The sequence below is a fragment of the Limobrevibacterium gyesilva genome, from assembly GCF_025989185.1.
Lineage (GTDB): Bacteria > Pseudomonadota > Alphaproteobacteria > Acetobacterales > Acetobacteraceae > Limobrevibacterium > Limobrevibacterium gyesilva.
This window is the reverse complement of record NZ_JAPDNT010000031.1, coordinates 1-25,741: the sequence shown is the minus strand read 5'-3', so window position 1 is coordinate 25,741 and position 25,741 is coordinate 1. Positions and strand designations below refer to the sequence as shown.

21 protein-coding genes are annotated in these 25,741 nt (G+C 69.6%); 11 read left to right on the top strand and 10 right to left on the bottom strand.

The window, feature by feature from the left end:
• The first annotated feature begins 43 nt into the window (after positions 1-43).
• The 3 genes from OL599_RS21685 (at position 44) to OL599_RS21675 (ending at position 6,447) form a co-directional block, all read left to right on the top strand.
• Positions 44-3,244, top strand: coding sequence for an efflux RND transporter permease subunit (locus OL599_RS21685; protein ID WP_264716112.1), 3,201 nt, complete (start codon positions 44-46; stop codon positions 3,242-3,244).
• 380 nt (positions 3,245-3,624) lie between these two features.
• Positions 3,625-5,874, top strand: coding sequence for a beta strand repeat-containing protein (locus tag OL599_RS21680; RefSeq protein ID WP_264716110.1), 2,250 nt, complete (start codon positions 3,625-3,627; stop codon positions 5,872-5,874).
• A gap of 189 nt (positions 5,875-6,063) precedes the next feature.
• A complete protein-coding gene (locus OL599_RS21675; RefSeq protein ID WP_264716109.1) occupies positions 6,064-6,447 on the top strand; it encodes a glycine zipper domain-containing protein in 384 nt (127 codons plus the stop codon).
• A 72-nt stretch (positions 6,448-6,519) separates the two neighbouring features.
• Here OL599_RS21675 and OL599_RS21670 read toward each other — a convergent pair whose 3' ends face one another.
• The 4 genes from OL599_RS21670 to OL599_RS21655 form a co-directional block, all read right to left on the bottom strand.
• Positions 6,520-6,957, bottom strand: coding sequence for a hypothetical protein (locus OL599_RS21670; RefSeq protein ID WP_264716108.1), 438 nt, complete (start codon positions 6,955-6,957; stop codon positions 6,520-6,522).
• Between the two features lie 47 nt (positions 6,958-7,004).
• Positions 7,005-7,388, bottom strand: coding sequence for a hypothetical protein (locus tag OL599_RS21665; protein ID WP_264716107.1), 384 nt, complete (start codon positions 7,386-7,388; stop codon positions 7,005-7,007).
• A 179-nt stretch (positions 7,389-7,567) separates the two neighbouring features.
• Positions 7,568-9,358, bottom strand: coding sequence for an ATP-binding protein (locus OL599_RS21660; protein ID WP_264716106.1), 1,791 nt, complete (start codon positions 9,356-9,358; stop codon positions 7,568-7,570).
• A gap of 155 nt (positions 9,359-9,513) precedes the next feature.
• Positions 9,514-10,140, bottom strand: a complete 627-nt coding sequence (locus tag OL599_RS21655; protein ID WP_264716104.1) for an Hsp20/alpha crystallin family protein — start codon at positions 10,138-10,140, stop codon at positions 9,514-9,516.
• Positions 10,141-10,382: 242 nt separating this feature from the next.
• On the opposite strand from OL599_RS21655, the gene OL599_RS21650 reads away from it, so the two are divergent.
• From OL599_RS21650 to OL599_RS21630, 5 genes are all read left to right on the top strand, one after another.
• Positions 10,383-11,831, top strand: a complete 1,449-nt coding sequence (locus OL599_RS21650; protein WP_264716103.1) for a calcium-binding protein — start codon at positions 10,383-10,385, stop codon at positions 11,829-11,831.
• A gap of 100 nt (positions 11,832-11,931) precedes the next feature.
• Positions 11,932-12,726: an ABC transporter ATP-binding protein gene (locus OL599_RS21645; RefSeq protein ID WP_264716102.1), complete on the top strand. Its 795-nt coding sequence runs from the start codon at positions 11,932-11,934 to the stop codon at positions 12,724-12,726.
• Complete coding sequence (locus tag OL599_RS21640) at positions 12,723-13,499, top strand: ABC transporter permease (RefSeq protein ID WP_264716101.1); 777 nt, start codon at positions 12,723-12,725, stop codon at positions 13,497-13,499. The genes OL599_RS21645 and OL599_RS21640 overlap by 4 nt, the downstream gene beginning before the upstream one ends.
• Positions 13,496-14,539 (top strand): ABC transporter substrate-binding protein, encoded by a 1,044-nt coding sequence (locus OL599_RS21635; RefSeq protein ID WP_264716100.1) that lies wholly within the window; start codon positions 13,496-13,498, stop codon positions 14,537-14,539. The genes OL599_RS21640 and OL599_RS21635 overlap by 4 nt, the downstream gene beginning before the upstream one ends.
• Positions 14,540-14,670: 131 nt before the next feature.
• Positions 14,671-14,988 (top strand): cupin domain-containing protein, encoded by a 318-nt coding sequence (locus tag OL599_RS21630; RefSeq protein ID WP_264716099.1) that lies wholly within the window; start codon positions 14,671-14,673, stop codon positions 14,986-14,988.
• A 5-nt stretch (positions 14,989-14,993) separates the two neighbouring features.
• Here OL599_RS21630 and OL599_RS21625 read toward each other — a convergent pair whose 3' ends face one another.
• Positions 14,994-16,001: an Lnb N-terminal periplasmic domain-containing protein gene (locus OL599_RS21625; protein ID WP_264716098.1), complete on the bottom strand. Its 1,008-nt coding sequence runs from the start codon at positions 15,999-16,001 to the stop codon at positions 14,994-14,996.
• Positions 16,002-16,008: 7 nt separating this feature from the next.
• Positions 16,009-17,928 carry an esterase/lipase family protein gene (locus OL599_RS21620; protein WP_264716097.1) on the bottom strand — a complete coding sequence of 640 codons (1,920 nt, stop codon included), beginning with the start codon at positions 17,926-17,928 and terminating at the stop codon, positions 16,009-16,011.
• A gap of 198 nt (positions 17,929-18,126) precedes the next feature.
• On the opposite strand from OL599_RS21620, the gene OL599_RS21615 reads away from it, so the two are divergent.
• Positions 18,127-18,918 carry a DUF6923 family protein gene (locus OL599_RS21615; protein ID WP_264716096.1) on the top strand — a complete coding sequence of 264 codons (792 nt, stop codon included), beginning with the start codon at positions 18,127-18,129 and terminating at the stop codon, positions 18,916-18,918.
• Between the two features lie 120 nt (positions 18,919-19,038).
• On the opposite strand, the gene fumC is transcribed toward OL599_RS21615, so the two are convergent.
• From fumC to OL599_RS21600, 3 genes are read right to left on the bottom strand one after another with little or no spacing between them, the layout of a single operon-like run.
• Positions 19,039-20,442 (bottom strand): class II fumarate hydratase, encoded by a 1,404-nt coding sequence (gene fumC, locus OL599_RS21610; protein ID WP_264716095.1) that lies wholly within the window; start codon positions 20,440-20,442, stop codon positions 19,039-19,041.
• 26 nt (positions 20,443-20,468) lie between these two features.
• On the bottom strand, positions 20,469-21,572 hold the full coding sequence (locus tag OL599_RS21605; protein ID WP_264716093.1) for a lysylphosphatidylglycerol synthase domain-containing protein: 1,104 nt from the start codon (positions 21,570-21,572) through the stop codon (positions 20,469-20,471).
• Positions 21,550-22,824: a sulfotransferase family protein gene (locus OL599_RS21600; RefSeq protein WP_264716092.1), complete on the bottom strand. Its 1,275-nt coding sequence runs from the start codon at positions 22,822-22,824 to the stop codon at positions 21,550-21,552. Before OL599_RS21600 ends, OL599_RS21605 begins: the two co-directional genes overlap by 23 nt.
• Before the next feature lie 325 nt (positions 22,825-23,149).
• Between OL599_RS21600 and OL599_RS21595 the strand changes: the two genes are divergently transcribed.
• On the top strand, positions 23,150-23,665 hold the full coding sequence (locus OL599_RS21595; protein WP_264716091.1) for a M15 family metallopeptidase: 516 nt from the start codon (positions 23,150-23,152) through the stop codon (positions 23,663-23,665).
• A 53-nt stretch (positions 23,666-23,718) separates the two neighbouring features.
• Positions 23,719-24,936 carry an amidohydrolase gene (locus OL599_RS21590; RefSeq protein ID WP_456306711.1) on the top strand — a complete coding sequence of 406 codons (1,218 nt, stop codon included), beginning with the start codon at positions 23,719-23,721 and terminating at the stop codon, positions 24,934-24,936.
• A gap of 24 nt (positions 24,937-24,960) precedes the next feature.
• Here OL599_RS21590 and OL599_RS21585 read toward each other — a convergent pair.
• Positions 24,961-25,741: hypothetical protein (locus OL599_RS21585; protein ID WP_264716090.1), on the bottom strand; the 781-nt coding region annotated here is incomplete at its 5' end.

The window sequence follows — 25,741 nt, the reverse complement described above, 5'->3', positions numbered from 1 at the left end:
CCTTTGCTGGGGTCCAGGGGCAAAGCCCCTGGCCTGTGTTGAAATGTCCCGCTTCAATCTCTCCGCCTGGGCCGTCGCCCACCGCAGCCTCGTCGGCTTCCTGATCGCGCTGCTGTTCGTTTCGGGCGGCTGGTCTTATCTGCGCCTGGGCCGTGCCGAGGACCCGAGCTTCACCGTGAAGGTGCTGGTCGTCACCGCGCAGTGGCCCGGCGCCACGGCGGCGGAGACGCAGGACCAGGTGGCAGAGCGCATCGAGCGCAAGCTGCAGGACCTGCCGTACCTCGATCACCTCGACACGTTCGTGCGGCCCGGCTTCGCCGCGACGATGGTGATCTTGCGCGACGACACGCCGCCTTCGATGGTGCCGGAGCTGTTCTACCAGGCGCGCAAGAAGCTCGACGATCTGCGGCCGGAGATTCCCGCGGGCGTGCTCGGCCCCGCGGTGAACGACGAGTACGTCGACGTATATGGCGCGGTGTTCGCGCTGACCGGTGCCGACAATGCCGAGCTGGTGCGCCAGGCCGAGCGCGTGCGCGACCGCCTGCTGCGCGTGCCCGGCGCCGAGAAGGTGACCATCTCCGGCGAGATTGCGCGCACGCTGTTCGTGGAGTTCAGCCAGGCGAAGCTGGCCAGCCTGGGCGTGACCGTGCCGCAGATCGCGGACGCGCTGGCCCGGCAGAACGCGGTCGCCGCCGCCGGCATCGTGGAGACGGGCAACACCCGCATTCCCGTGCGCGTGGAGGGCGCGCTGGACGGCGCCGCCGCCCTGGCCGAAGTGCCCGTGAACGCCAACGGCCGCAGCATCCGCCTGGGCGACATCGCCACGATCACGCGCGGCTACGCCGACCCGCCGGCCTTCGAAGTGCGGCACAACGGCCAGGGCGCGGTGGTGATCGCGGTGTCCACGCGCAAGGGCACCAACGGCCTGGACTTCGGCGATGCGCTGCACGCCGAGGCCGCGCGCATCCGCGCCGACCTGCCCGTGGGCATCGAGCTGCAGCAGATCGCCGACCAGCCCGAGGTGATTCGCGACGCGGTGGGCGAGTTCGTGCTGAAATTCGCCGTGGCCCTTGGGGTGGTGCTGCTGGTGTCGTTCGCCTCGCTGGGCTGGCGCACCGGCATCGTGGTGGCGCTGGCGGTGCCGCTGACGCTGGCGATGGTGTTCCTGGTGATGGAGCTGCTGGGCATCGAGCTGCAGCGCATCTCGCTGGGCGCGCTGATCCTGTCGCTGGGCCTGCTGGTGGACGACGCCATCATCGCCATCGAAACCATGGTGGTGAAGCTGGAGGAAGGCTGGGACCGCATGCGCGCGGCGACCTTCGCCTGGACCTCGACGGCGTTCCCCATGCTGACGGGCACGCTCGTGACGGCGGCGGGGTTCCTGCCGGTCGGCATCGCCAAGTCCACGTCGGGCGAATACGCGGGCGGCATCTTCTGGGTTGTCGGATTGGCGCTGCTGGCGAGCTGGGTGGTGGCGGTGGTGTTCACGCCGTATCTGGGCGTGCTGCTGCTGCCCACGCCGAAACGCGTGGTGACGCATGACGCGTTGTATGCCACGCGCCCGTACCGCTGCCTGCGCGCGCTGGTGGCGTGGTGCGTGCGCCATCGCGGCGTGGTGGTGCTGGCGACGGTGCTGCTGTTCGTCGCCGCCGGCGCCGGCATGACGCGGGTGCGCCAGCAGTTCTTCCCGAATTCCTCCCGCCCCGAGCTGATCGTGGACGTGACCCTGCGCCAGGGCGCCAGCCACGCGGCCGCGCTGGACGCGGTGCGCCAGCTGGAGGCCGTGCTGGGCAAGGACGCGGATATACGCTGGTACACCAGCTATATCGGCGCCGGCCCGCCGCGCTTCTTCCTGGCGTTCAACCCGGCCCTGCCGAACGACGCGACCGCCACGGTGATCCTGACCACGAAGGACGCCGAAGCGCGCGAGCGGGTGTTCGCCCGGCTGAAGGCTGTGGCGGCGCACGAGGAGATCCCGCAGGCGCGCGTTCGCGTCTCGCGGCTGGAGCTTGGCCCGCCGGTGGGCTTCCCGGTGACGTTCCGCGTGGTCGGCCAGGACGTGGCCGCCGTGCGCCAGGCGGCCGACTCCGTGATGGCGGCGATGCGCGCCACCCCCGGCACGCGCGACGTGCAGTTCGCCTGGGGCGAGCGTGCGCCCAGCATGCGGCTGGAGCTTGACCAGGCGCGCATCCGCCAGCTCGGCCTGTCGCCCGGCGACATCGCGCAGACGATGGCCACGTTGCTGTCCGGCGCCACCGCCACGCAGTTGCGCGACCGCACCAAGCTGGTGGACGTGGTGCTGCGCGCCGAGCCCGGCGAGCGGCTGGATCTCGGCCGGCTGCCGGAGCTGATGCTGCCCACCGCCGCCGGCCCGGTGGCGCTGAGCCAGATCGCGCGGCTGGTGCCGCAGACCGAGGAGCCGATCCTGTGGCGGCGCGACCGCGCGCCCTATCTCAGCGTGCAGGCCGACGTGCAGGAGGGGCTGCAGGCGCCGGACGTGACCGCCGCCGCGCTGCCGCGCATCCGCGCCTTGGCGCTGCCGGACGGCGTGCGCGTGGAAACCGGCGGCGCCGCCGAGGAGTCGGAAAAGGCCAACGGCGCGCTGTATGACGTGTTCCCGGTGATGGCGGCGGCGATGCTGCTGCTGCTGATGCTGCAGTTGCAGAACCTGCCGCGGGCGCTGCTGGTGCTGGCGACGGCGCCGCTGGGCCTGATCGGCGCCGTGGGCGCGCTGCTGCTGTTCGACGCGCCGTTCGGCTTCGTGGCGCTGCTGGGGCTGATCGCGCTGGCCGGCATGATCATGCGCAACACCGTCATCCTGGTGGACCAGGTGCGTCAGGACCTGGAGGACGGACGGAGCCTGCGCGACGCCATCATCGAATCGACCGTGCGCCGCGCGCGCCCGGTGGTGCTGACCGCCTTGGCCGCGGCGCTGGCTTTCGTGCCGCTGTCGTTCAACGTGTTCTGGGGCCCGATGGCGCTGGTGATGATCGGCGGGCTGTGCGTGGCGACCGTGCTGACGCTGGTCTTCCTGCCGGCGCTGTACGCGCTGGCGTTCCGGGTGGAGCGGACGGCGGCCCCCGCGCATACCACCCGGGGACGCGTCGCCGCATCCCCGCCCGGGGGCGAGATCGGACCGAGGCCACCGGTGCCATCGGGCGTTCGCATCGGCGCCGCATCGCCTTGCCTCGCATACGCGACCAGAGAGGCCGGCCGGGCGCAGGCGCAGGCTGCGGCCGAGTGAACTTTCCGCCGCCGCGCCGTCGCGACGGCGCATCTGGATTGTGACGAAACGAAAGGCCGCCATCCTTCCCGCCGGGCCTGGCGAGCGTCCCGGCGATTTGACTGTTGAAGGTCGTATGGGTGGGCGGCTAATGTGCCGTCCGATACCGGTCAATCCGTCCTGACATACAGGGTTGAGACGCGGACCTGCGTTCGTCGGACTCTGGTTTGGCTTCTATCGGTTCAAGTAAGCAGAAGATCCCGGGCTGCCGCCATCCCTTCACCGGGTGGCGGCGAGGCATTTGACGCCAGCGGGAATCTTCAAAGTCCTTCGCTGGTCTCTTTCCCGCCTTTCGTTCCACCTGCGCCGAAGTTCCTCAGCGACCTTCCCGGGAGCGCAACATGGCAAGAACGATTACTGGCAGCACAATCGGCCCCCTCGTTCTCGGCAGCGCGGATAACCCGCTGACGATCACCAGCACGGGAAGCGTCATTGCGTCCGGGGTCGGGGTCGACGCCATTGATGGGGCAGCCGGGACCACCTGGACCATCGGCAATGCCGGCACGGTTTCTTCCGCCAACGGCTACGGCGTGTCCCTGGCCGGCGCCGGTGCGATCACCAATTCGGGGCTCGTCACCGGCCTGGACGCCATCCTGCTGACCGCCGGCGGCAGCGTCGCGAATTATAGCGGCGCGACGATCGCGGGCGGCAACAGCGGCGTTCGCGCCACACTCGCCGGCGTGACCGTCGCCAATGCCGGCAGCATCTTCGGCCCTGGCAAATACGCGGTGGCGCTGGACGCAGGCGGCCTGGTCACCAACACCGGCTCGCTGGTGGGCGGCGAGGACGGCATTCGCATCCAGAACGCCCTCGCCCAGGTGGTGAACTCGGGCCTGATCAAGGCGACGGTCGACGACGGCATCGGCATTTTTGCCGGCGGCAGCGTCACCAACAAGGCAGGCGGAACCATCACCGGCGCTGGCACCACAGGCGCCGGCATCTTCGTCACCGGCGGCGCCGGCAGTGTCGTGAACGCCGGCAGCATCGCGGGCGCCAGTGCTTTCGGCGTCCTGCTGTCGGTGGGCAGCATCACCAACAGCGCGTCCGGGTCCATCCTGGGCAGCACCTTTGGCGCCGGCATCAACCAGGGCGCCGGAACGGTCACCAACGCCGGCAGCATCATCGCATCGGCGGCGACGGGCTCCGGCATCGATCTGGAAGCCGGCGGCAGCGTTGCGAACAACCTCGGCGGCTTCGTTTCCGGCGGCAATCACGGGGTGTTCGTGACCGGCGGCTCCGGCACGGTCACGAACAGCGGCAGTCTGGTGGGCACGACCGGCGACGGCGTCCTGCTCGCGGGTGGCGGCAGTATCGCGAACAATGCCGGCGGCACCATCTCCGGTGGCAGCAATGGCGTTTTCCTGGCGCTGGCATCGAGCGTCACGAACAGCGGCAGCATCACCGGACCCGGAACCGGCGCCGATTTCCAGGCCGGCGGGACTCTTGCGAACACGTCCGGCGGCGCGGTGTCGGGCGGCAATTTCGGCGTGTTCGTGACCGGCGGGGCCGGCACCGTCACGAACGCTGGCCAGATCACCGTCACGAACGCTGGCCAGATCGCGGGCGCCGACGGTGTCGCGCTCGAGGGCGGCGGCAGCGTCGCGAACAATGCGGGCGCCACGATCGCAGGCGGGATCGCCGGCGTGTTCGTCCAGGGTGGCGCCGGCACGCTGACGAACGCCGGACGTATCAGCGCCGCGTCCCTGCACGGCGCAGGCGTCGACCTCGAGGGTGGCGGCGGCGTCGCGAACAACGCCAGCGCCCTGGTGGCAGGGAGCACGTATGGCGTTTTCATCAACGGCGGGTCTGGAACCGTTACCAATGGCGGCACGATTTCCGGGGCGACCTTCGCCGTAAGGTTCTCGGACAACGCCACCAACCGGCTGGTGGTCAACCCATCCGCTGTCTTCCTTGGCACCGTGCGCGGCGGGGCTTCGGCGAGCAACGTGCTGGAACTGGCCGGTGGCTCCGGCGCAATCTCCGGCATGGCAGGCGGGACCGGCACGGTCGCGCTGAACGGCCATAGCTGGCTGTTCACGAATTTCGGGTCGCTGGCCTTCGACGCCGGCAGCAATTGGACGTTGAACGGCAGCAACTCCGCTCCGACCATCGCCAACAACGGCACGGTCGAGATCGCCGGCTCGCTCGCTATCTCAACGGCCATCGACCCCGCCAGCACCGGCCTGTTCAGGATCGACAGCAACGCCACGCTGGATGTCGCGTCGGTGCTGGGTGGGGGCAGCCAGATGCAGTTCCTGCCCAGCAGCGACCTCGTGATCGACAACGCCGGGTCGTTCGGCACGGGCGTCGGCAGCGCCTCCTACACGGGACCGCTGCTGGAAAACTTTGCCCACGGCGACACGATTGATATCGAGAATTTCGGCGCGACGGGCGCGGTGCTCGCCTACAACGGCGCCACCGGGATATTGCAGGTTTCGAACAGCGCCTCGCAGGCGGCGAGCCTGCATTTCGACAACCCCAGCCTGGTCCCCGGAGTCTTCAAGGTCGCGGGGGACGGTGCCAGCGGCATTCTGATCACGCACACCGGTCCGATGAACGCCTTCGGTCCACCTGGCCAGAACACCAGCTGATTGCCTGAGGCGAACGCCGCTGTCCGGGTGTCGGCAAGGGCCGGACCATGTGTCGGTCCGGCCCTCATCATGTCGGCACGACCGGCGCGTCGGGCGGCAGGCGGGTCACGGTGCCCGGATATATGCGGGTGAGAGGCAACTTTCGGGCGCCCGAAGCATTTAGCTGCAACGACGTTCTTCTCGGAAGGAATGCAGCTGATGCGATACACATTTGTAGCAGCCGGCGCGGCGCTCGCTTTGTTGGCCGCGTGCGGCACGAATCCACAGGAACGCACAACCGGCGGCGCCGCGGCAGGTGCCGCCACCGGGGCCGGAATTGGCGCGCTTGCCGGACCGCCCGGCATGGTCGTCGGCGCCGTGGTTGGCGGTGGCGCCGGCGCGGTGACTGGCGCCGCCACCAAGCCAGACGACGTCAATCTCGGCAAGCCGCCATGGACCAACCCGCAAGCCCGCGTCCCAACCCCAGGCGGACCGCAAACCGCCTCCCGCGGGAGCGCTGCGTCCGAGCACGAGGCCGTGGAGCGGCTGAACGAACAAAGTCTGCAATCGACCCAGCAAGGCGCAAAGCAGTAGCCGGCAGCGGCGGCTGAAACGGGCCGGAGGGGAAACCCCCGGCCCTGCCGTCGCATGCGCCGGGCGCGCTGCCTAATGCAGCGCCGGGCCCTGCACCACCTCCCAGTTGTTCGAAGGGCCGGCGACGATCATGTAGCGATAGTTCGCCTTCAGCGTGCGGCTGATGGGGGCCGTTGTCGTGGCCATGTAGAACTTGAAGTCGCTGTCTTCGTCGCAGGTCGGGCAGTAGATCCCCTGTGAATTGTTGGGGCTGGCCGGATACTGGTTCCAGGCGTCCTCGTTCGGCAGCTTCACGCTGAAGTAAAGCGTCGACGGGGTGTTGTTGATGATGACGACCGTGCGATCGAGGATGTGCTCCAGCACCGAGGCCGCCGAGCCGTCCCCCGCTTCCGCGCTGGCGCCGGCGGTGGGCGCCGCGGTCGGGGCAGGGGCCGTCGTCGCGGCGGGCTTCGGGGCGCAACCGTCCAGCAGCAGGGCCAGAACGGCGGCCAGCGCGGCGCTCGTCTTCATTGTGTGTCCCTTCGCATATCGGCACCGACCATGCTCTGGATCATGTGCTAGTCTCCGCGCGGCTTCCCGGCGCTGCCGAGCAGATAGCCGGCGATCGTGCCGAACAATCCGATGCCCGGACCGATCTGATTGACCGAGAGTCCGGCGCTGACGAGGAACAGCGTGCACACCACGATCAGCGTCACCGCGTAGGACCGGATCACCAGTTCGGGATTGCTCGCGACGATGGTCCGCAGCGTCACGAACTGGATCAGCATCACGAGGACGCCGAAGGCCAGGACCGCGATGGCGAGATTCTTCTCCACCGCCGTCAGCCAGTCCTGCCCGCGCCCCAGCTCTTCCGGCGCGGGCGCCGCATTGACGATGGGGTTCGGGGGGACGTCGGGCCCAGCGGCGTGGGCGGCCGGGAGGCAGAACAGCAGCAGCGCCACGCATGCCAGCATGCCAAGCCAGCGTCCAGCGCCTCGCTGCCGTGTCGATCGCGTCAGTGCCATGCCCGGCTTCCCGCGGCCTGAGGACCGGACCGGTTCTGGATCGGGATCACGGCCCGCATGCAAACAGAGCAGGGCAGGGTCAGGCGGTCAACACAAGCTTGGGGTCAGGGCGCCGCCTACGAAACCCCCGATCTCGCCTCCGCGCTCACTGGCAGCAACAGCGTCACCGTCGTGCCGATGCCCGGCTGGCTGACCAGCGTGAGCGTGCCGCCGGCGCGCTCGGCGAAGCCGCGGGCCATGGACAGGCCGAGGCCGGTGCCCTTGCCGCGTTCCTTGGTGGTGAAGAATGCCTCGCCGGCGCGCGCCAGCGTGGCCTCGTCCATGCCGTGGCCGGTGTCGCGCACGGACAGGCGCAGATAGCGGCCGGGCTGGATCTCGGACAGCGGGTCCCCGTCCACCTGTTCCGTGCTGGCCTCCAGCGCGATGTCGCCGCCCGCCGCCATGGCGTCGCGGGCGTTGACGACGAGGTTGATCAGCACCGATTCCAGCTCGGCCGGGCTGCCTTGCACGCGCGGCAAGGCGCCGGCGGCGGAGACGACCAGCCGGTGGCGGCCGCCCAGCGAACGGCCCACCAGCACCTGCACGCTGTGCAGCGCCGCTTCGATGTTGATCTCGCCGGAAGCGGGCTCGTCGCGGCGCGCGTGGTCGAGCATGCGGCGGGTGAGGTCGGTGCCGCGCAGGCAGGCCTTCACCATCACCGCGGCGCTGCTGCGCACATGCGGCGGGTTCTCCGGGCGCTGCTGCAGCATCTCGGCATGCAGCAGCAGGGTCTGCAGCAGATTGTTGAAATCATGCGCCACGCCGGCGGCGAGCTGGCCGAGGGCGGCGACCTTCTCGGTCTGGCGCAGCTGCGCCTCCAGGTCCGCCCGCTCCTGCGCCAGCGCCCGGCCCTCCTCGGCGGTGGTGGTGCGCGACAGCAGGTCGGCGCGTTCCTGGCGGGTGCGGTGCTGCGCCCGCGCGGTCAGCGTCAGCAGCAGCAGCATGGCGGCCATGGCGCCGAGGGCCGCGGGCGTCATCTGGTGCAGCCAGTTGGTGCGCACCACCAGCGGGTCGGTGCTGTGGATGACGAACAGCCCGTAGTCGCCGACCTGGCGCAGCACCGTCAGCTGCAGCCCGCTGAGCAGCGAGCCGCTGCGCAGCACCCGCGTCTCCCCCGGGCCGAGGCCGCGCACGGCGGCCAGCACCGGGTCGTCGGGCGACAGGTGGTTGCCGGTGGTGGTGACGGCGTCGGGATAGCAGGCCAGCACCATGCCGTCGCTGCGCACCAGCTTGAACCCGGTGCTGTCGGTTTCCGCAACCGCACTGAAGAAGCGCTCGAACTGCTCCGGCGTGAAGGCCGAGGTGATGACGCCGCCGTCGGGGCTGTTCTCCGGCCCCAGCCGCGGCCGCGAGAGGTGCACCTGGACGCGCCCGTCGATGCGGCTGGCGATCACCTCGCCGACAAAGGTCGCGCGCCGCTCGGTGCCGACGGGGAAGGCGCGCACATAGTCGCGGTCGGCAAACGACAGGCCCGGCGGCGGCAGCACGGGCTCGCTGCTGACCGCGACATGGCCCTCGGGGTCGATGATGCCGGCATTGGCCACCGACGGCGTGGCCGCCACCAGGCGGCGGGCGAAATCGCGCGCGGCGGAGTCGCGGATCTGCTGCCAGCTCATGTCGTGCACATAGGCCTGCAGCGCCTGCAACGCGGCTTCCTGCGTCTCCAGCGCACGCATGGTCTGTTCCTGCACCATGTCGACGGTGCGCTGGGCCTCGCCCACCTGCGAGCGGGTGACATCCACCCAGTACCACCAGCCGGCCGCCGCGAGGCAGGCCAGCGGCACGGCGACAGAGCCGGCCCACAGCCGGCCGAAACCGGGCACAATCAGCGCCCGCAGGCGCGGCCCGAAGCCGCGCACGCCTGTCATCCTCTCGTTCGTTGCCGCCAGTGCCGAGCCCTCCACGCGCTGTGCCTCTCGATACCCCAGTCGGCATGACCGGGTAAATGAAGCAGGCGCGCGAGGACTGACGAAAGCTGCCCGGCCCGGCGAAACCGGCTGGGCCGGGCAAAGCTGGTCCGCTATCAGGCAGACTTGCTGATGCTGATGCGGCGCGCCTGGGCCGCCGCCGTCGGGTTCTTCGGCAGCGTGATGCTCAGCACGCCGTTCTTGAACTCCGCCGTCACCTTGTCGCGGTCGATGTCGCTGCCCAAGGGGATGCGGCGCTCGAAGCGGCCGTAGAAGCGCTCGCTGAGGCGCTTGGCCTCGTCCTTGGTCTCGCTTTTCTTCTCGCCCTTGATCGTCAGCATGTCGTCGGTGAGCGACAGCTCGATGTCTTTTTCATCCATGCCCGGCACTTCGGCGTTGATGACATAGGCCGAGTCGGTCTCGCTGACGTCGAGGCTGGGCCAGGCGGCGCCTTGCAGCAGGGCGGCGCCGGGCAGGGCGGCCAGGCTGGGCCACGCGCCGGCGGCAGGCGCCCCGAAGCCGCGCCAGACGTCTTCGATCATGCGACTCATCTCCCGCTGCAACGCACTGAAGGGGTCCGCCTCGCCGGCGCGCGTCATCGCGCGTGAACGAGCCCAGGGGATGAGATCCCTCATATCCATGCGATCCTCCTGTGTTCGGGTCGGGAAAGCACCGGGCGGCCGTGCGCCGCCGGTGGCGGGAAGATGCCACCGGGGCAAGGCGCGCGCATTGATCGAGGTCAATCCCGCCGCCGCACGAAACTGTACGATTTCACGCAATTCTCGTGAAGTTGATCGGCATTTACGCCCAAATGATTGGCAGCGTTACATTTCTGTGATCGTTTAATGCGATAATAACTCGACACAAAAAATCTTAATGCTGTTCACAATGCGCGGAACGTAGCCGGATATTTCTTGTTGTCCATGTCGGGCATCGAATAGGTGTTGGCCCACTGCAAATCTATTAGTGATCGGGATCTGGAATCATGGCGAATGTAACTGTGAGCGGCGGCGACGGGACGACGGTGTCGGTGCCGATTACGTCGGTGCAGAACGCCCAGATCGCTCAGCAGTTGCTCGGCAGCATCACGCAGGGGATCGATGACGGCACCATCACTCCCTTCACCTATGGCGGCCTCGGCCCGATCAATCCGCCGGCCGGCCCCAGCGCCATGTTCCTCACCGGCCCCGGTGCGGTCGGCATTCCCAGCACGACAGGGGCGGTGATCGACACCTCCACCCGGCCCGACGTCCTGTTCGGCGGCGCTGCGGCGGAGCAGCTGGTGGTGGCCGGCACCGGCGGCATCACCTATTTCGCCAACACCGGCAGCGGCACCGTGATCGCCGGCGGCGGCAACAACACCATCACCGTCGGCCCCGGCAGCGGTGACCACCTGATCCTGACCGACAACGGCGCCGACCGCGTGCTGGCCATGTCCGGCAACAACACGATCGGCGCCGGCCTGGGCGACAACAGCGTCGTGCTCGGCAGCGGCAACAATCTCGTGCAGGTGGAAGGCCACGACACCGTCACCGCCGGCAGCGGGGCGGCCACCATCAACGTGCTCAGCGGCCATGCGGTCGTGCATGGCGGCTCCGGCTCGCTGGTGTTCATCAACGGCGGCGAGGCGTCCACCGTGATCGGCGGCACCGGCTCGGCCACCATCGACGGCGGCCAGGGCGGCGGCGTGTTCCATGGCGGCACCGCCGGCAACAACGTCATCCTGGGCGGGCTGCAGGCCAGCACGCTGTTCGGCGGCGGCAACGGCGACCAGCTGTTCTCGTTCGGCACCGGCAAGAACCTGCTGGTGGCGGGCCTGGGCAACGAGACGCTGATCAGCGCCGGCGGCGGTGCCGACACGCTGCAGGGCGGGGCGGGCAACAACCTGATGATGGGCGGGGCCGGCAAGAACCTGCTGATCTCCGGCGCCGGCAACGAGACGATGAGCGGCGGCGCGGCGGCCGATACCTTCTCGTTCACCAAGGGCCAGGCCGGCGGTGCGGACGTGATCACCGACTTCGAGAAGAACGCCGACACGCTGCAGCTCGTCGGCTACGGCAACAACGCCTTCCAGAACGCCCTCAAGCACGCCATGCAGGGGCCGGGCGGCACCACCATCACCCTGTCCGACAACACCAGCATCACCTTCCTGGGCCTCAGCGCCAGCGACCTTGCCGGCATCAACGTGTCCAGCTCCAACGGCAACGGCAACGGCAACGGCAACGGCAACGGCAACGGCAACGGCAACGGCAACGGCAACGGTAATGGCAACGGGAACGGCAACGGGAACGGGAACGGGAACGGCAACGGCCACGGCTATGGTCACGACAACGGCAACGGCTTCGGCCATGGCAACGCCTTCGGCCACGGCTTTGGCCACGACGACGACAATGGCGGGCCCGGCGGCTGGGGCGGCGGGCAACACTTCGGTTAACCCTGGCTTGCGCTGAGCGGGCGTTACGGCTCCGGAATTTCGCCTTGCGGGATTGCGGAGCCGTAACTAGCTTGACCGCCATCGTGGAGACGAAGGCGGCGTGAACGATCAGACGACGGCGGCGGGTGAGCTGATCGCGGTGCGACGGCTCACCAGGCGTTACGGCACGGCAGTGACGGCCCTGGAGGCGATCGACCTGTCGATCGCGGAGGGCGAGCTGGTCGCGATCGTCGGGCCGTCCGGCTGCGGAAAATCCACCCTGCTGCGCATCCTCGCCGGCCTGCTGCCGCCCAGCGAGGGCGAGGCGTCGCTGGCCGGCCGGCGCATCGACGGGCCCCGGCGCGACATCGGCGTGGTGTTCCAGACGCCGGTTCTGTTCCCCTGGCGCAGCATTCTCGACAACGCGCTGCTGCCGGTGGACGTGCAGGGCCTGGGGCGCGAGAAGATGCGCGCCACCGCCATGGAACTGCTGAAGCTGGTCGGCCTCGACGGCTTCGAGCATCAGTTGCCGCGCCAGCTCTCCGGCGGCATGCAGCAGCGCGCCGCTCTGGTGCGCGCGCTGATCCACGACCCCAGCGTGCTGCTGATGGACGAGCCGTTCGGCGCGCTCGATGCGATGACGCGCGAGGCGATGAACCTGGAGTTGCAGCGCATCTGGATGGCCAGCGGCACCAGCCGCCGCAAGACCGTGGTGTTCGTGACCCATTCGGTGGGCGAGGCGGTGTTCCTGGCCGACCGCGTGGTGGTGATGTCGCCGCGCCCCGGCCGCATCGTCGATACGCTGAACGTCGATTTCCCGCGCCCGCGCCCGTTGTCGGTGATGAACACCGAGGCGTTCGGCGTGCATGTGCAGCGCATCCGCCAATCCCTCAACGCCGTGGGGGGACTGGAATGAACGCGCTGCTGCGCCTGCTGCTGATGGCGGCCCTGCTGGCGGTGTGGGAGGCGGGGGTGCGACTGCTGCACGTGCCCATCTACCTGCTGCCGCCGCCGTCCGCCGTGTTCACCGGCCTGTATCGCGGCATCGCCAGCGGGCTCTATGTCGAGCATGTCTGGATCACCATCGTCGAGACGCTGCTGGGCTTCCTGCTCGGGGCGGCCGCCGGCCTGCTGCTCGGCACCGCGGTGGCGTCGTCGGCGCGCTTCGAATACTTCCTCTATCCTGTCATCGTCATGTTCCAGGCCATGCCGAAAGTGGCATTGGCGCCGCTGATCATTGTCTGGTTCGGTCTTGACCTGACCTCGAAGGTCATCAATGCCGGTCTCGTCTGTTTCTTTCCGCTGATGATCAACACCATCGTCGGCCTGCGCTCGGCCGACGAGGACCGGGTGGCGCTGATGCGCTCGCTCGCGGCCACGCCCGCGCAGATCTTCTGGATGCTGCGCCTGCCGGGCGCGCTGCCGAGCATCTTCGCCGGGCTGGAGATCGCCATGATCTTCGCCCTGATCGGCGCCATCGTGGCCGAGTTCGTGGGCGCGCAATCCGGCCTGGGCATGCTGATCCAGAGCATGAACTTCTCCATGGACGTGGCCGGCCAGTTCTCGGTGCTGTTCATCCTGTCGCTGATCGGGCTGGGGCTGAACACCATCGTCGCCGTGGTGCGCCGGCGGGTGGTGTTCTGGGACCCCGGCGCCACCACGAATCGTCTGGGGAGAAAGTCGTCGTGAAGAAACTGCTGATCCTGGCCGCCCTGGCGCTGCCTTGGCCGGCCGTCGCGCAAACGCCGATCCGCGTGGGCTGGTGCGCGCGCACGGTCAGCTCCGCCGCGGCACCCTTCGCCATTGCCACCAAGCTCGGCTGGTTCGCCAAGGACGGCATCAAGGTCGATCTGGCGCCGCTGCCCGGCAGCACCGATTGCGTGAAGCTGGTGGCGACGAAAGAGCTGCCCTACGCGCTGCCCTCGATCGAGCCGCTGGCGATCATCCGCCCGCAAGGCGTGGCCGCGCGCAACTTCTACACCGCCTATCAGGGCTACATCTACGGCATCGCCGTGCCCGAGGGCAGCCCGATCAAGACGTTCCAGGACCTCAAGGGCAAGCGCGTCGGCGTCAACGCCATGGCCTCCGCGGGCTACATCGTCGCCCGCGCGCTCGCCACCTCGGCGGGCCTCAACCCCGACACCGACCTTCGCATCCTGGTCGCCGGCGAGGCCGCGCAGGCCGCGGCCCTGGTGCGCCAGGGCCAGGTGGACGCGCTGAGCCAGTTCGACACCCAGTATGCGCTGGTGGAGAACGCCGGGGTGAAGCTGACCTATCTCGACAGCAGCGCCATCTCCCGCTTCCCCTCCAACGGGTTCGTGGCGCTGGAGGAGCGGCTGAAGAACAACCGCGCCGAAGCGGTGGCGCTGGGCCGCGGCTACGCCATGGGCACGGTCTACGCCCTGGCCAACCCCGAAAGCGCCATCCGCATCCTGTGGGAGGTGTTCCCCCAGACCCGCGCCACCGGCAAGGACGAAGCGACCGCGCTGCGCGACGACGTGCACACGCTGGAAGCGCGCGCCCGCAACTGGCGGCTGGAAGCCGGCGGCGTGTCGAAATGGGGCCAGAACTCGGTGCCGAACTACCAGGCCTATCTGGACTTCCTGCTCGCCAACGGCCTGCTGAAGGAAAAGGCCAACGCCACCGACCTGGTGACCGACGACCTGATCGACGACATCAACCGCTTCGACGCCGCCGCGGTGGTCGCGCAGGCGAAGGCGGCGAAGTAGATCAGCGTCGTCGCGCCGGACGACGCCTGTCTGCAGCCAGGGCTGCGGCGACCGAAACGGGTCCCGCGCCCCCGGTGACGCCGGGGGCGCGCGCTGATACCCTGGGCCACCCTTCCCGAGCGCGAGTTCCCATGGCCTTCAAATGCGACATCCCCGCCGTGCCCACCACGCAGCGCGACGACGACGATTTCCGGATCACCCGATGGGATTTCCCGCCCGGCGCGGTGACGGGCTGGCACACCCATGGTTGGCCCTATTTCGTCATCATGCTGACCGACGGCATCCTGCGCCTGCATGACGGCACCACCGTCACCGACACGCATCTGACCGCGGGCCAGGCCTATAGCCGCGCCTCGGGCATCCAGCACGACGTGATGAACGGCTCCGACCATCCGATCGCCTTCGTCGAGATCGAAGTGAAGCGCCCGCAGGCTGTTCCGTTCCCGTAAGGGCGTCAGCGGGGCACCGGGATGCCCTCGCGGATTCGCGCGGAGAAATCGGGGGCGGCATCGGCCCGCGCCGCCTTGTCGCGGATCCTGGAGACGGCGCGAAGCTGTGCGAACGGCATGCTCGTGTCGGTGGCGCCGAGATCATAGGCGTAGTCGGGCAGATAGCCGGACAGCAGCACGCGCGCATCCAGAGGCAGGCCGGGATGGATCGCCCGGACCATGGCGAACACCAGGGTGGTGCAGTTGGTGGTCAGCGTGTTGTAGAAGCGCGGCCGGCGCGCGAGGTCGTTGGCCTCGCGCACGTATTCGGCCAGCAGCACCCGCGCGTTCGCCGGCGTCATCCGCAGGCGGTAGACGCGCACGTCCTCGCCGCGGACATTGCTGCGCACCCGCACCACGTCGCGTTCGTCGGCGGCGACGATGGCCAGCTCGTACTGCCGGAAGAAACCGGCAAGCGAGGAAAAGGCCTGGCCCTTCCGCTTGCGGATCTCGATCGAGAACGCAAGCCTGGTCGCGTCGTCGAAGCCGAAGCTGACGATGGTGTGGGCGATCGCCTCGCCGGCCCAGTACGACATCACCAGATCCACGTCGGAGAGGCGCGACAGGCTGTAGCTCCGCCGCTCCCAGCGCGCATCGAAATCGGCATCGCTGCGCCAGGCGAAATTGCGCACGCCGTCCACCACCAGCCGGTCGCCGTCGCTGGTCGCGGTCACGGCGCGGGCCACATCGGGCGCCCAGTCCCGGTCGTTGGTCGGCCGGATCGTCGTCCACCACGCGAGCACGCCAGCGAACGCGGCGGCGTAGAGCGCCACGGCAAGCCATCGCCTGGAGCTGGCGAGGCACAAGACGGTCGCGAGCGCCAGCACCATGGCCGCCCCGGCCAGCGCGCCGCACAGGGCTTCGCCGGCGGGGCACTGGAACCAGAGCGCGAGCGAACACCAGGCGCCGGTCAGCAGGATGGCCACCGCCAGGAGAGCGAAGCCGGCCCCGCGGGCCAGCCGCCCGAGGGTCATGCGCGCCTCATTGCGCCGGCGCCGCGGCGCGGCCGAGCGCAAGCGCGCAACCCTGCGGGCAGGACTCCGCCAGATGCAGCAGCAGGATGCGGCGCACCTCCGCCACGGCGCGCGGGTTTGCCTGCACCGAATGGCCCGAGCGCACCACCAGCTCCGACGCCACACCGTCGAGATGGGCGCTGCGGTACGTCACCACGCCGTCGTCGCCGGTCTCCACCGGGCCATTGCCCTGCACCGCGATGATCGAATGCGCCGCGACCTCGGGCGAGACGGGGATCGCGGCGAGCGCCTGCAATCCCGGGTTGCCGGGCGACATCGACCACACGCTGCCGAACCGGGTTGCGCGAGGGTCGACCCGCAGCTCGTCGGGGTAGCCGGCTGCGGTCTCCGCCAGGGCGTTCGCGACGTTGAGCGGCATGGTGACCAGGCGCCCGATGAGCCGGCCGACCCAGGAGCCGGCGACGAAGCTGCCGCGGTGCGGGGTCGCGATGAAGATGACGCGCCGCACCTCCGGCAGCGGCTTGACGAACACGGCCCGCTGCAACAAAGCGCGGGTCTCCGGCGACACGCGCATCTGGTCCAGCGGCTTGCTGCTGAAGGCGTCCCACACGCGCGATCCGCTGTCGATCACCAGCATCTTGGCCAGCAGGCCGCCCTGGCTGTGGCCGACCAGGACCATGTTCCGCAACGCCGGGTCCGTGCCCTGCGGGTCGAGCGTGCGGACGGCGTCCTCGATCGCGGTGCGCAACTGCAGGGCGGAATAGGGCACGGGGTTGCCCGTGCTGTAGAAGAACACCCAGAACTGGAAGTGCTCGCGGATCACGGGATCGGCCTGCAGGTCGTTGAGCATGTCGCCCCAGCGGCCGGCGCTGGAGCCCGTCCCGTGGATGAACACCACCGGGATCTGGCCGCGGCGATAGGGCTCGACGCCGACGAGCTGCGAGGGTTGCCGCGCGAAGAAGTCGCCTTGCAGGAACCCGGCGAATTCGCTGCGCCAGATCTTCGGGTTGCTGAGGCCGTAGGCCAGTGCCGCGGTGGTGTCGGCCTCCAGCGGCACCTGCTGGCCACGGATCTCCACCACGCTCGGCTCGAACGCGGGATAGACCTCGATGCTGCCGCTGAGCCGTCCCTGGGCGAGATCATGTGCGGCAAGGTCGATGCGAAGCAGCGCCGTGACCGGCACCTTCAGCACCGCCGCGACGCGGAACCCTGTCTCCTGCACCGGCGCCGTGGCGCTCGCCGCGAGCGGGGCCCCGATCCCGGCCCGGCGGTAGCGGTTCTGCAGCCCGATGACGTGCAGCTCGTCGGCTGGCGTGAAATCCGACAGGACGAGGTTGCCCCAACGGACGCTCGCGGCGTCGAACGTGATGTCGATGCTGCCGAACGGAAGCTCGAAGCGGCCCGAACGCAGTCGCACCCGCGAACGGTCCGGCGAGGCGAAGCCGGAGGTGAGGCCGCGATTGTAGATGTCGGACGCCGCGCGCAGGCGCGGATCGAACGGGTCGGGCCGCCGCGCCGGATCGGCGGGGAACAGATAGACGAAGGCATAGACGGAGGCGGCCAGATAATAGGGTTGCCTGCCGGTCTGCTCGGCGTGCTGGAACGACATCTCCGCCAGCGCGAACAGGGCATCCGCGTCCGCCTGCCCCGCCGTGACGGTGCGGTGCAGGATGGCGATCGCCGCCTCCGGGTCGCGGTCGAACAGCGCCGACAGGTCCTGGCGATGCAGCACGACCTGGGTCGGACCGCTGAGTTCGCCCGTGGAGATCACGGTGCTGGTCAACTCGCGCTGCACGTCGCGCGGGTCCCTGCGCTGGACCTGCACCGGGGTGGCGCAGCCGGCCAGCAGCAGCAACGCCGCCGCGCCGAGCGCCGCGCGCCACCCCATGCGCCTGCGCCGCCGCCACGCCGTATCGGCCCCCGTCACCAGATCACCGCCACGGCACACGCCTCCTCCCCGGTTCGCGGCCCTGGATCGATGCCTGGTCGGCTTGACTCAAGATTCCGTGATGCCGTAATGGAACTCGGCAACATTCTTCAATATTAATCGATTTCCGCGGCGGCGTGGAATCGTGGGAGACGCCTTTTCGTGACAACTGTGAAAACGAACCGTGCCGTGGTTGCCATGGCGGCGATCGGGATCGCCACGCTGGCCCTCGCCTCTCCAGCACGCGCATTGGTGCTGTACTCCACCGGAAACAACGGGAAGGCCCTGTTCACGATCGACCCTACGACCGGAGCCGGCACGAATGTCGGCAGCTTCGGCTATAACGATACCTTCGGCCTTGCTTTCAGCCCGGACAACACGCTTTACGCCATTGTCAATTCCTACAGCACGAGCGCCTTGGCGACCGTAGACACGGCGACCGGAGCGGCGACGCCGGTGGGTGCCGGGACGAACATCTTGAACTTGATGGCCCTCGTCTTCGCGCCGACCGGGACCCTCTACGCGGCGAATTGGGGTACCAACCAGCTGTATACGATGGACCCGGCAACGGGCGCTGCCACGGCCGTCGGCAGTCTCGGCTTTGATGGCATCATGGATCTGGCATTCGATGGCGCTGGTCAGCTCTATGGCCTTGCGAGCATGGGAAGTTCGAGTTCGCTCTACGAGATCGATCCGACCACAGGTGCCGGGACATTCGTCAGCTCGGCTGCCAACTCCTGCCTTATGGGCCTCACCATTACGCCAGCCAACCAGTTCCTGGCCACTGACTACTGCGTATCTGATTCTCCATTGTACGAGATCAACACGAGTGACGGGACGGTGACCAACCTCGGCGCCACGGGCATCAGCGCCCCCATGGGCCTTACCTACGCGAGCACCACCGCCGTTGCGGAGCCGGCGTCGCTGGCGTTGCTTTTTCCGGCCGTCGCGTCCCTTGAACTGCTCCGGCGGCGCAACAGGAAGGTATGATACCAACGCCCCTTGACGATGACCCTTTCATCGTCAAGGGGCGTTGGTATCGCGCGCCGGGTTGGTGGGCGGCGGCGCGCAAAACAAAGACTCATACCAACGGCCCGGAAGCCGCCTTGATCACCCTTCGGCCACATAGGGTTGGGTCATCTTCCGGGGATCGACCACCCGGTCGAACTCGTCGGCGCTGACGACACCGAGCTTCAGCGCCGCTTCCCGCAGGCTCAGGTCGTGCGCCATGGCATAATGCGCCGTCTGCGACGCCTTGTCGTAGCCGATCACCGGGGCGAGTGCGGTCACCAGCATCAGCGAGCGTTCGACGAAGCCCGCGATCCGCTTGCGGTCGGGCTCCATGCCCTCCACCAGGAACCGGCGGAAATTCGTGCAGCCATCTGCCAGAATCCGCACGGACTTCATGACGTTGAAGATCATCAACGGCTTGTAGACGTTCATTTCCAGATGCCCGCCGGCGCCGCCGAGCGCCACCGCGGCGTCGTTGGCCATCACCTGGGCGGCGATCATCGTCAGCGCCTCGCACTGCGTCGGGTTCACCTTGCCGGGCATGATGGAGGAGCCGGGCTCGTTCTCGGGAAGATACAGCTCGGCGATGCCGGCGCGCGGACCGCAGGACAGCAGGCGGATGTCGTTCGCGATCTTGTAGAGCGACACGGCCAGCGTCTTCAGCGTGGCGCTCAGCTGCACCAGGTCGTCATGCGCGCCCTGGGCCGCGAACTTGTTCGGCGCGGTCACGAAAGCCAGCCCGGTCAGCCGCGCGATCTCCGCCGCCGCCGCGCGGTCGAAGCCCGGCTGCGCGTTGATGCCGGTGCCCACGGCGGTGCCGCCCAGCGCCAGCCGGTACACGCCGCGCAATGCGTCCTCCAGCCGGTCCAGGTTGTCGCCGAGCATGGCGGCATAGCCGGAGAATTCCTGGCCCAGCGTCAGCGGCGTCGCGTCCTGCAGATGCGTCCGCCCGATCTTCACGATGTCGTCCCACGCGCGCGCCTTGGCGTCGAGCGCCTCGCGCAGCGCCTGCACCGCCGGCATCAGGGCCTGCTTCACGCCGATCGCGGCGGCGACGTGCATCGCCGTCGGGAACGTGTCGTTGGAGGACTGCGCCATGTTCACGTGGTCGTTGGGATGCACCGGCGTCTTGCTGCCCAGCGCCTCGCCGGCGATCTGTGCGCTGCGGTTGGCGATCACCTCGTTCGCGTTCATGTTGAACTGGGTGCCGCTGCCGGTCATCCAGACATGCAGCGGGAACTGGTCGAGGTGCTTGCCGGCCAGGATCTCGTCGCAGACCTGCACGATCAGCGTCTTCTGCATCTCGCCGAGGCGACCCGCCTGGTGGTTCACCAGGGCCGCGGCTTTCTTGATCACGGCGTAGGCGGGGATCAGCTCGCGCGGCATCAGCTCGTCGCCGATGCTGAAATAGGCGATGGACCGCTGCGTCTGCGCGCCCCACAGCCGGTCGGCCGGAACCTCGACCGGGCCGAGGCTGTCATGTTCGACGCGGGTGGCCGTCATCGCTTCTCCTCTCGCACGCGCACCGGCTATTCGGGCCGGAACGTCTCGGCCGGTGCCGGGATGACCGGTGCCGGGATGACCGGCGCCGGGATCGCCGGCGCCAGCGGATCGCGGCCGGCGCCGCGCCAGGCCAGCTGGCCTTCGCGCAGTTGCCAGGCCAGCAGCGACGGAATCGCGATCGCGAGGTCGCGGCCACGGCGCAGCAGCGACAGCGCCAGCGCCACCTGCGGGTCGATGCCGAACAGCCCGCATAGCAGCACATACGCGCCTTCCTGCAAACCGATCACGTTGGGCGCCACGAAGGTGGCGCTGCGGATGGCGGAGACGGCGCAGTCGATGACGATGCCTTCGCGGATGCCCATGGGGAAGCTGAGATGCACGCCCATCAGCCACAGCGGCAGCGCCACCTCGATGCCGCTGAGCAGCCAGCCGGCGAAATGCAGCAGCACGCCGGCGCCCATGGCGCCGCGGTCGGCATGGATGGCGCGGATCGTCGCCTGCAGCGCGGTCGCGGTCCCGCCGCGGGCGGCGGCCCATTGCGGCGCCAGCCTCGCCCCCAGCTTCTCGATCGCGGCATCGATCGCGCCGGCACCGTGCGCGGTGACGGTGAAGAACGCCACCGCGGCGGCGGCCAGCAGCAGCGTGCCCAGCAGCGCCGGCACCACCAGCCATTGCACCGGCGCCAGCCACACCAGCATGGCCAGGCCCAGCACCATGTAGGGCACCCGCCCGGCCAGCTCCACCGTCAGGTCCACCACGGTCGAGGCGGCGGCGAAGGTGCCGGACACGCCGCACAGCGCCGCCGCCCGCGCGCCCATCACGAAGCCGCCGACCTGGGAGAACGGCAACGCCTCGCCGGCGGAATCGCGGATCAGCCGGCCCCACACGAAGCAGCGGAGGCGGCCGACCCGCAGGCCCCGGCCGAGATTCCACCAGGCGCAGCCGGCCAGGCCGATCACGCCCAGATGCAAGGCGACGATCAGGCCGAAGCCCCCCCACCCCAGCGCCCGCATCGCCTGGGCGATGGCGCCGAGGCCGATATGGGCCACCAGCACCGAGAACGCGATGGCGCCGGCGCCGACGGCGACGAAGGCGGCGCGGCCGATGCTACGCGGCCAGATGCGGGGCATGGCGGGCCTGGCTGCGGGACGGCGTTTCCGCATCGATGCGGAAATGCGCGACATAGCCGGCGAACCGGCGCCGCTCGGCTTCGGGGGCGACGGCGAAATCCTCCAGCCGGTAGACGGTGCGCCGCGTCACCGCGTCGCCGCGCCGCAGCGCCGCGGCGTTGATCCGCTGCGCCGCCAGCTCGGGCAGAGGCAGGCCGAAATGGCGGTAGAGCTCGGCGATCACGCGCATCGGGGCTGCGATCAGCTCGGTGTGGTGGATGTGGAAGATCCGCTCGGAGGGGATGGCGCCGGTGGCGCTCGCCGCGGTCATCAGCGCGGCCCCCGCCGCCCAGCGGTCGCATTCCTGGCGGCCGATGGCGGCGCGGTCCACGTGGCGGGTGAACGGCTCGCGCAGGATCTCGGTCAGCCGCGCGACCGAGGCCAGCACCTTCAGCGGATCGCGGTGCACGAACACGTAGCGCGCGTCCGGATACACGGTGCGGATCGCGTCCAGGGCGAAGATGTGGTCCGGGCATTTCAGCACGCAGCGCATGCTCGCGCCCGCGTCCGGGCCGATCTGGTGCAGCAGGTGCTGCAGGAAGCGGCGGTGGAAGCGATAGGCCGCGTCATGCCCCGCCCGGTCCAGCCACGCCAGATAGGACGGGACGCGGTGGGTGGTGTCGAAGCGCAGGCTGCGGAACACATGCGCGGTGATCTCGCTGCATTCCTGCGGCGAGGTGGCGGTGACGGGATGCACGTCGGGAAATTCCGGCGCCAGCCGCGCGAACAGGCGCAACTGCCGCGCCACCAGCTCCACCCGCCGGTCCTGCCCGGGGACGGCACCCGCCAGCGGATAGGGATAGACGGTCTGCCAGTAGCGCGGCACCAGGTTGGCCGGGTCCTCGGCCAGCAGCGTGTGCAGGAAGGTGGTGCCGCTGCGGGGCAGGCCGGTGATGAAGATGGGCCGGTCCACCGGCTGGCGCAGGATCGCGGGCGCGCGCCGTTCCTCCTCGCGCAGCCGCAGCAGGTTGCTGAGGAAGCGCACCATGTCCCAGCGCACCGCCATCCGCCCGATCAGGCTGAGATCGGCCTCCTCGGCATAGGATTGCAGCAGGATGCGCAACGGTTCGGTGCACTCCTCCGCGCCGAAATCATCCAGGCCGCTGGCGCGCCGGGCGGCGCGCATCAGGCTGCCGGCATCGAACGGGCGGCCCAGCAGGCCCGCGGCGGCGGCCAGCCGGTCGGTGGTGCGCAGCGCGAAGGTTCGCGTCATCGGAGGCGCCTCCGGTCGTGTCCGGCGGGGCAGGGCCGTACGCGGGACGGGGCACCCGCCCGCGGCCTTCGCACCCCGGCGAAGGGGTCATGTCGATAGCGATCGCCTGGCTGAAAGGGCTCCCCCCGGCGCCCGTCCGCACACCTAGCACGCGCCGCGGGCGCCGCTGCGCTTCCCACGGAATCGTTAAGGCCGCGGCATCGCGCGGGGCCCGGCCGCGGCGGCGGCGCCGATGCACTCTTTTGTGTAGCGGGGAGATATCGTGCCGGATACGAGTTAGACTGATAAGAGAACGAACGCGGTTGCGGTCGTGAAGGAGGGCATCATGGTCAAGCTGACGGATCTGGTTCCGGCGTTCCGCACGACGGTGCAGGCGGTGCTGGACGAATGCGCGGCGAACGGGCTGGTCCTGCGCCCGTATTTCGTCATGCGCGACCCCGTGACCCAGGGGCGGCTGTGGCGGCAATCCCGGCCCGGCGCCGAGGTGGAGGCGCGGATCGAGCAGTTGCGCGCCCAGGGCTGCGACTTCCTGGCGAGCTGCATCGAGCGCGCCGGCCCGTCCTGCGGCCAGGAAGTGACCAGGGCCATCCCCGGCCTGTCCTGGCACCAGTATGGCGAGGCGGTGGACTGCTACGTCGTCGGCCCCGACGGGCAGCCGGACTGGGACAGCCCGGACTACGCCAAATTCGGCCAGGTGGGCGAGGCGCACGGCCTGCGCTGGGGCGGGCATTTCGGCGACAACGACCACCTGCAGCTGCGCCCGATCGAGCCGCTGGCCGCGTTCGGTAGCCTCAAGGCCATCAACGATGCCATGATGGCGCGATGGGGCGCCGGGGCATGACCGAGGGGGCATGACCGGGGCACCCGTTGCGCTCGCTTGAATGGGGAAACGCCGTGACCGACTCCGCGACCATGGACAAGATCAACAGCTACCAGCCCGAGCTGGTGGCGATCCGCCGCGACATCCACGCCCACCCGGAAATGGGGCTGGAGGAAGTGCGCACCGCCGCCCTGGTGGCCGGCAAGCTGCGCGAATGGGGCATCGAGGTCACCGAAGGCGTGGGCGGCACCGGCGTGGTCGGCACGGTGAAGGGAAGGCTGCCCGGCCAGCGCGCCATCGGCCTGCGCGCCGACATGGACGCGCTGAGCATCCCCGAGCAGACCGGCAAGCCCTACGCCTCCACCAATGCCGGCGTCATGCATGCCTGCGGCCATGACGGGCACACCACCATGCTGCTGGGCGCGGCAAAGCACCTGGCCGAGCACCGGGATTTCAGCGGCACCGTGCAGCTGATCTTCCAGCCCGCCGAGGAAGGCCGCGGCGGTGCGGCGGCGATGCTGAAGGACGGGCTGTTCGAGCGCTTCCCCTGCGACGCCGTCTACGGCATGCACAACATGCCCGGCATTCCCGTGGGCAAGTTCTCCATCCGCAAGGGGCCGTACATGGCCTCGGCCTCGCGCTGGCAGGCGATCTTCCGCGGCAATGGCGGGCATGGCGGCGCCAGCCCGCATCTGGCCGCCGACCTGTCCATCGTGCAGGCGCATTTCGTGCTGGGGCTGCAGACCATCGTCGGGCGCAACGTGCCGCCGGTGGAAACCGCGGTGATCAGCGTCGGCTATATCGGCGGCGGCTCCAACCTGTCGGTGAACGTGATGCCGTCCGAGCTGGTGGTGTCCGGCACCGCGCGCTGCTTCACCTATGCCACGCGCGACATCATCAACGCCCGCATGGCGGAGCTGGCGCACACGCTGGCGAAGCTGCACGGCGCGACTGTCGAGTTCACGATCGACTGGGGCGCGCCCGCGGTGGTGAACCACGACGAGCAGGTGGACGTGGCCGTGGCGGTCGCCAGCGGCGTGGTGGGCGCCGAGCACGTGGAGCCGAACGCGCCCCCGATCACCGGCGGCGAGGACTTCGCCTACATGCTGGAAGCCAAGCCCGGCGCCTTCATCTTCATCGGCAACGGCGTCAACGCCGACGGCAGCTATCACGCCGTGCACACGCCGCTGTACGACTTCAACGACGCCATCATCCCGCTGGGCGTGGCCTGGTGGGTCGGCATCGTCCAGCAGGAGCTGAACATGGGCCGCCGCCGGGTACGGCTCATCTGAACATGGGCCGCCGCCGGGTACGGCTTATCCCCGCACGGCGTAGATGACGCGGTTCAGCATCCGCTCGACCATGCCCGGGTGCGGCCGGTGGCTGGTGGCGCCGGAATGGCCGGCCCGGCTCACCGCCTTGGTGCCGGTGGCGGGGGTGGTGCTGATCGGGGTCGGCTGCAGGTCTGCCGGCACCGGGGTCAGGCTGACAGGCTCGGCGCGCAGATCGGCCCGGGCCGCCTGAACCGCGGCCAGATCGGCCCGCAAGCCGTCGCGGGCCGTCCGCAAGGCGGCGATCTCCGCATGCAGATCCGCCCGCGCGGCCTGAAGGGCGGCAAGGTCGTCGCGCAGGCCCGCCGCTTCCGCCTGGATGGCGTCGCGCGGGGGCGGCAGGTCGCTGACTTCGATCCGGGCGGCGCGGGGGGCGGAGCGCGGGCCGGCGACGCCCGGCTCGGTTGCGCGCGGATCGGTGCGCAGGTCGGCGACGATGGTCTGGGCGCTGCGCCCGTCCGCCGGGACATCGGCACGCAGGTCGCCCATGCCGCCGCGGATGTCGTGCCGGTCGGCGCGCAGGTCGGCGCTGTCGGCGCGAACATCGCGGCGGTCGGCCTGCACGTCGGCACGCAGGTCGCCCATGCCGCCGCGGATGTCGTGCCGGTCGGCGCGCAGGTCGGCAATGTCGGTGCGAACGTCGCGGCGGTCGGTCTGGATGTCGGCGATATCGGCCCTGACGTCGCGCCGCCCGGCCTGGACGTCGCCCGTGCCGGCGCGGAGCCCCTGCCGGTCGGCGCGCAGGTCGCCGATGTCGGTGCGCAGA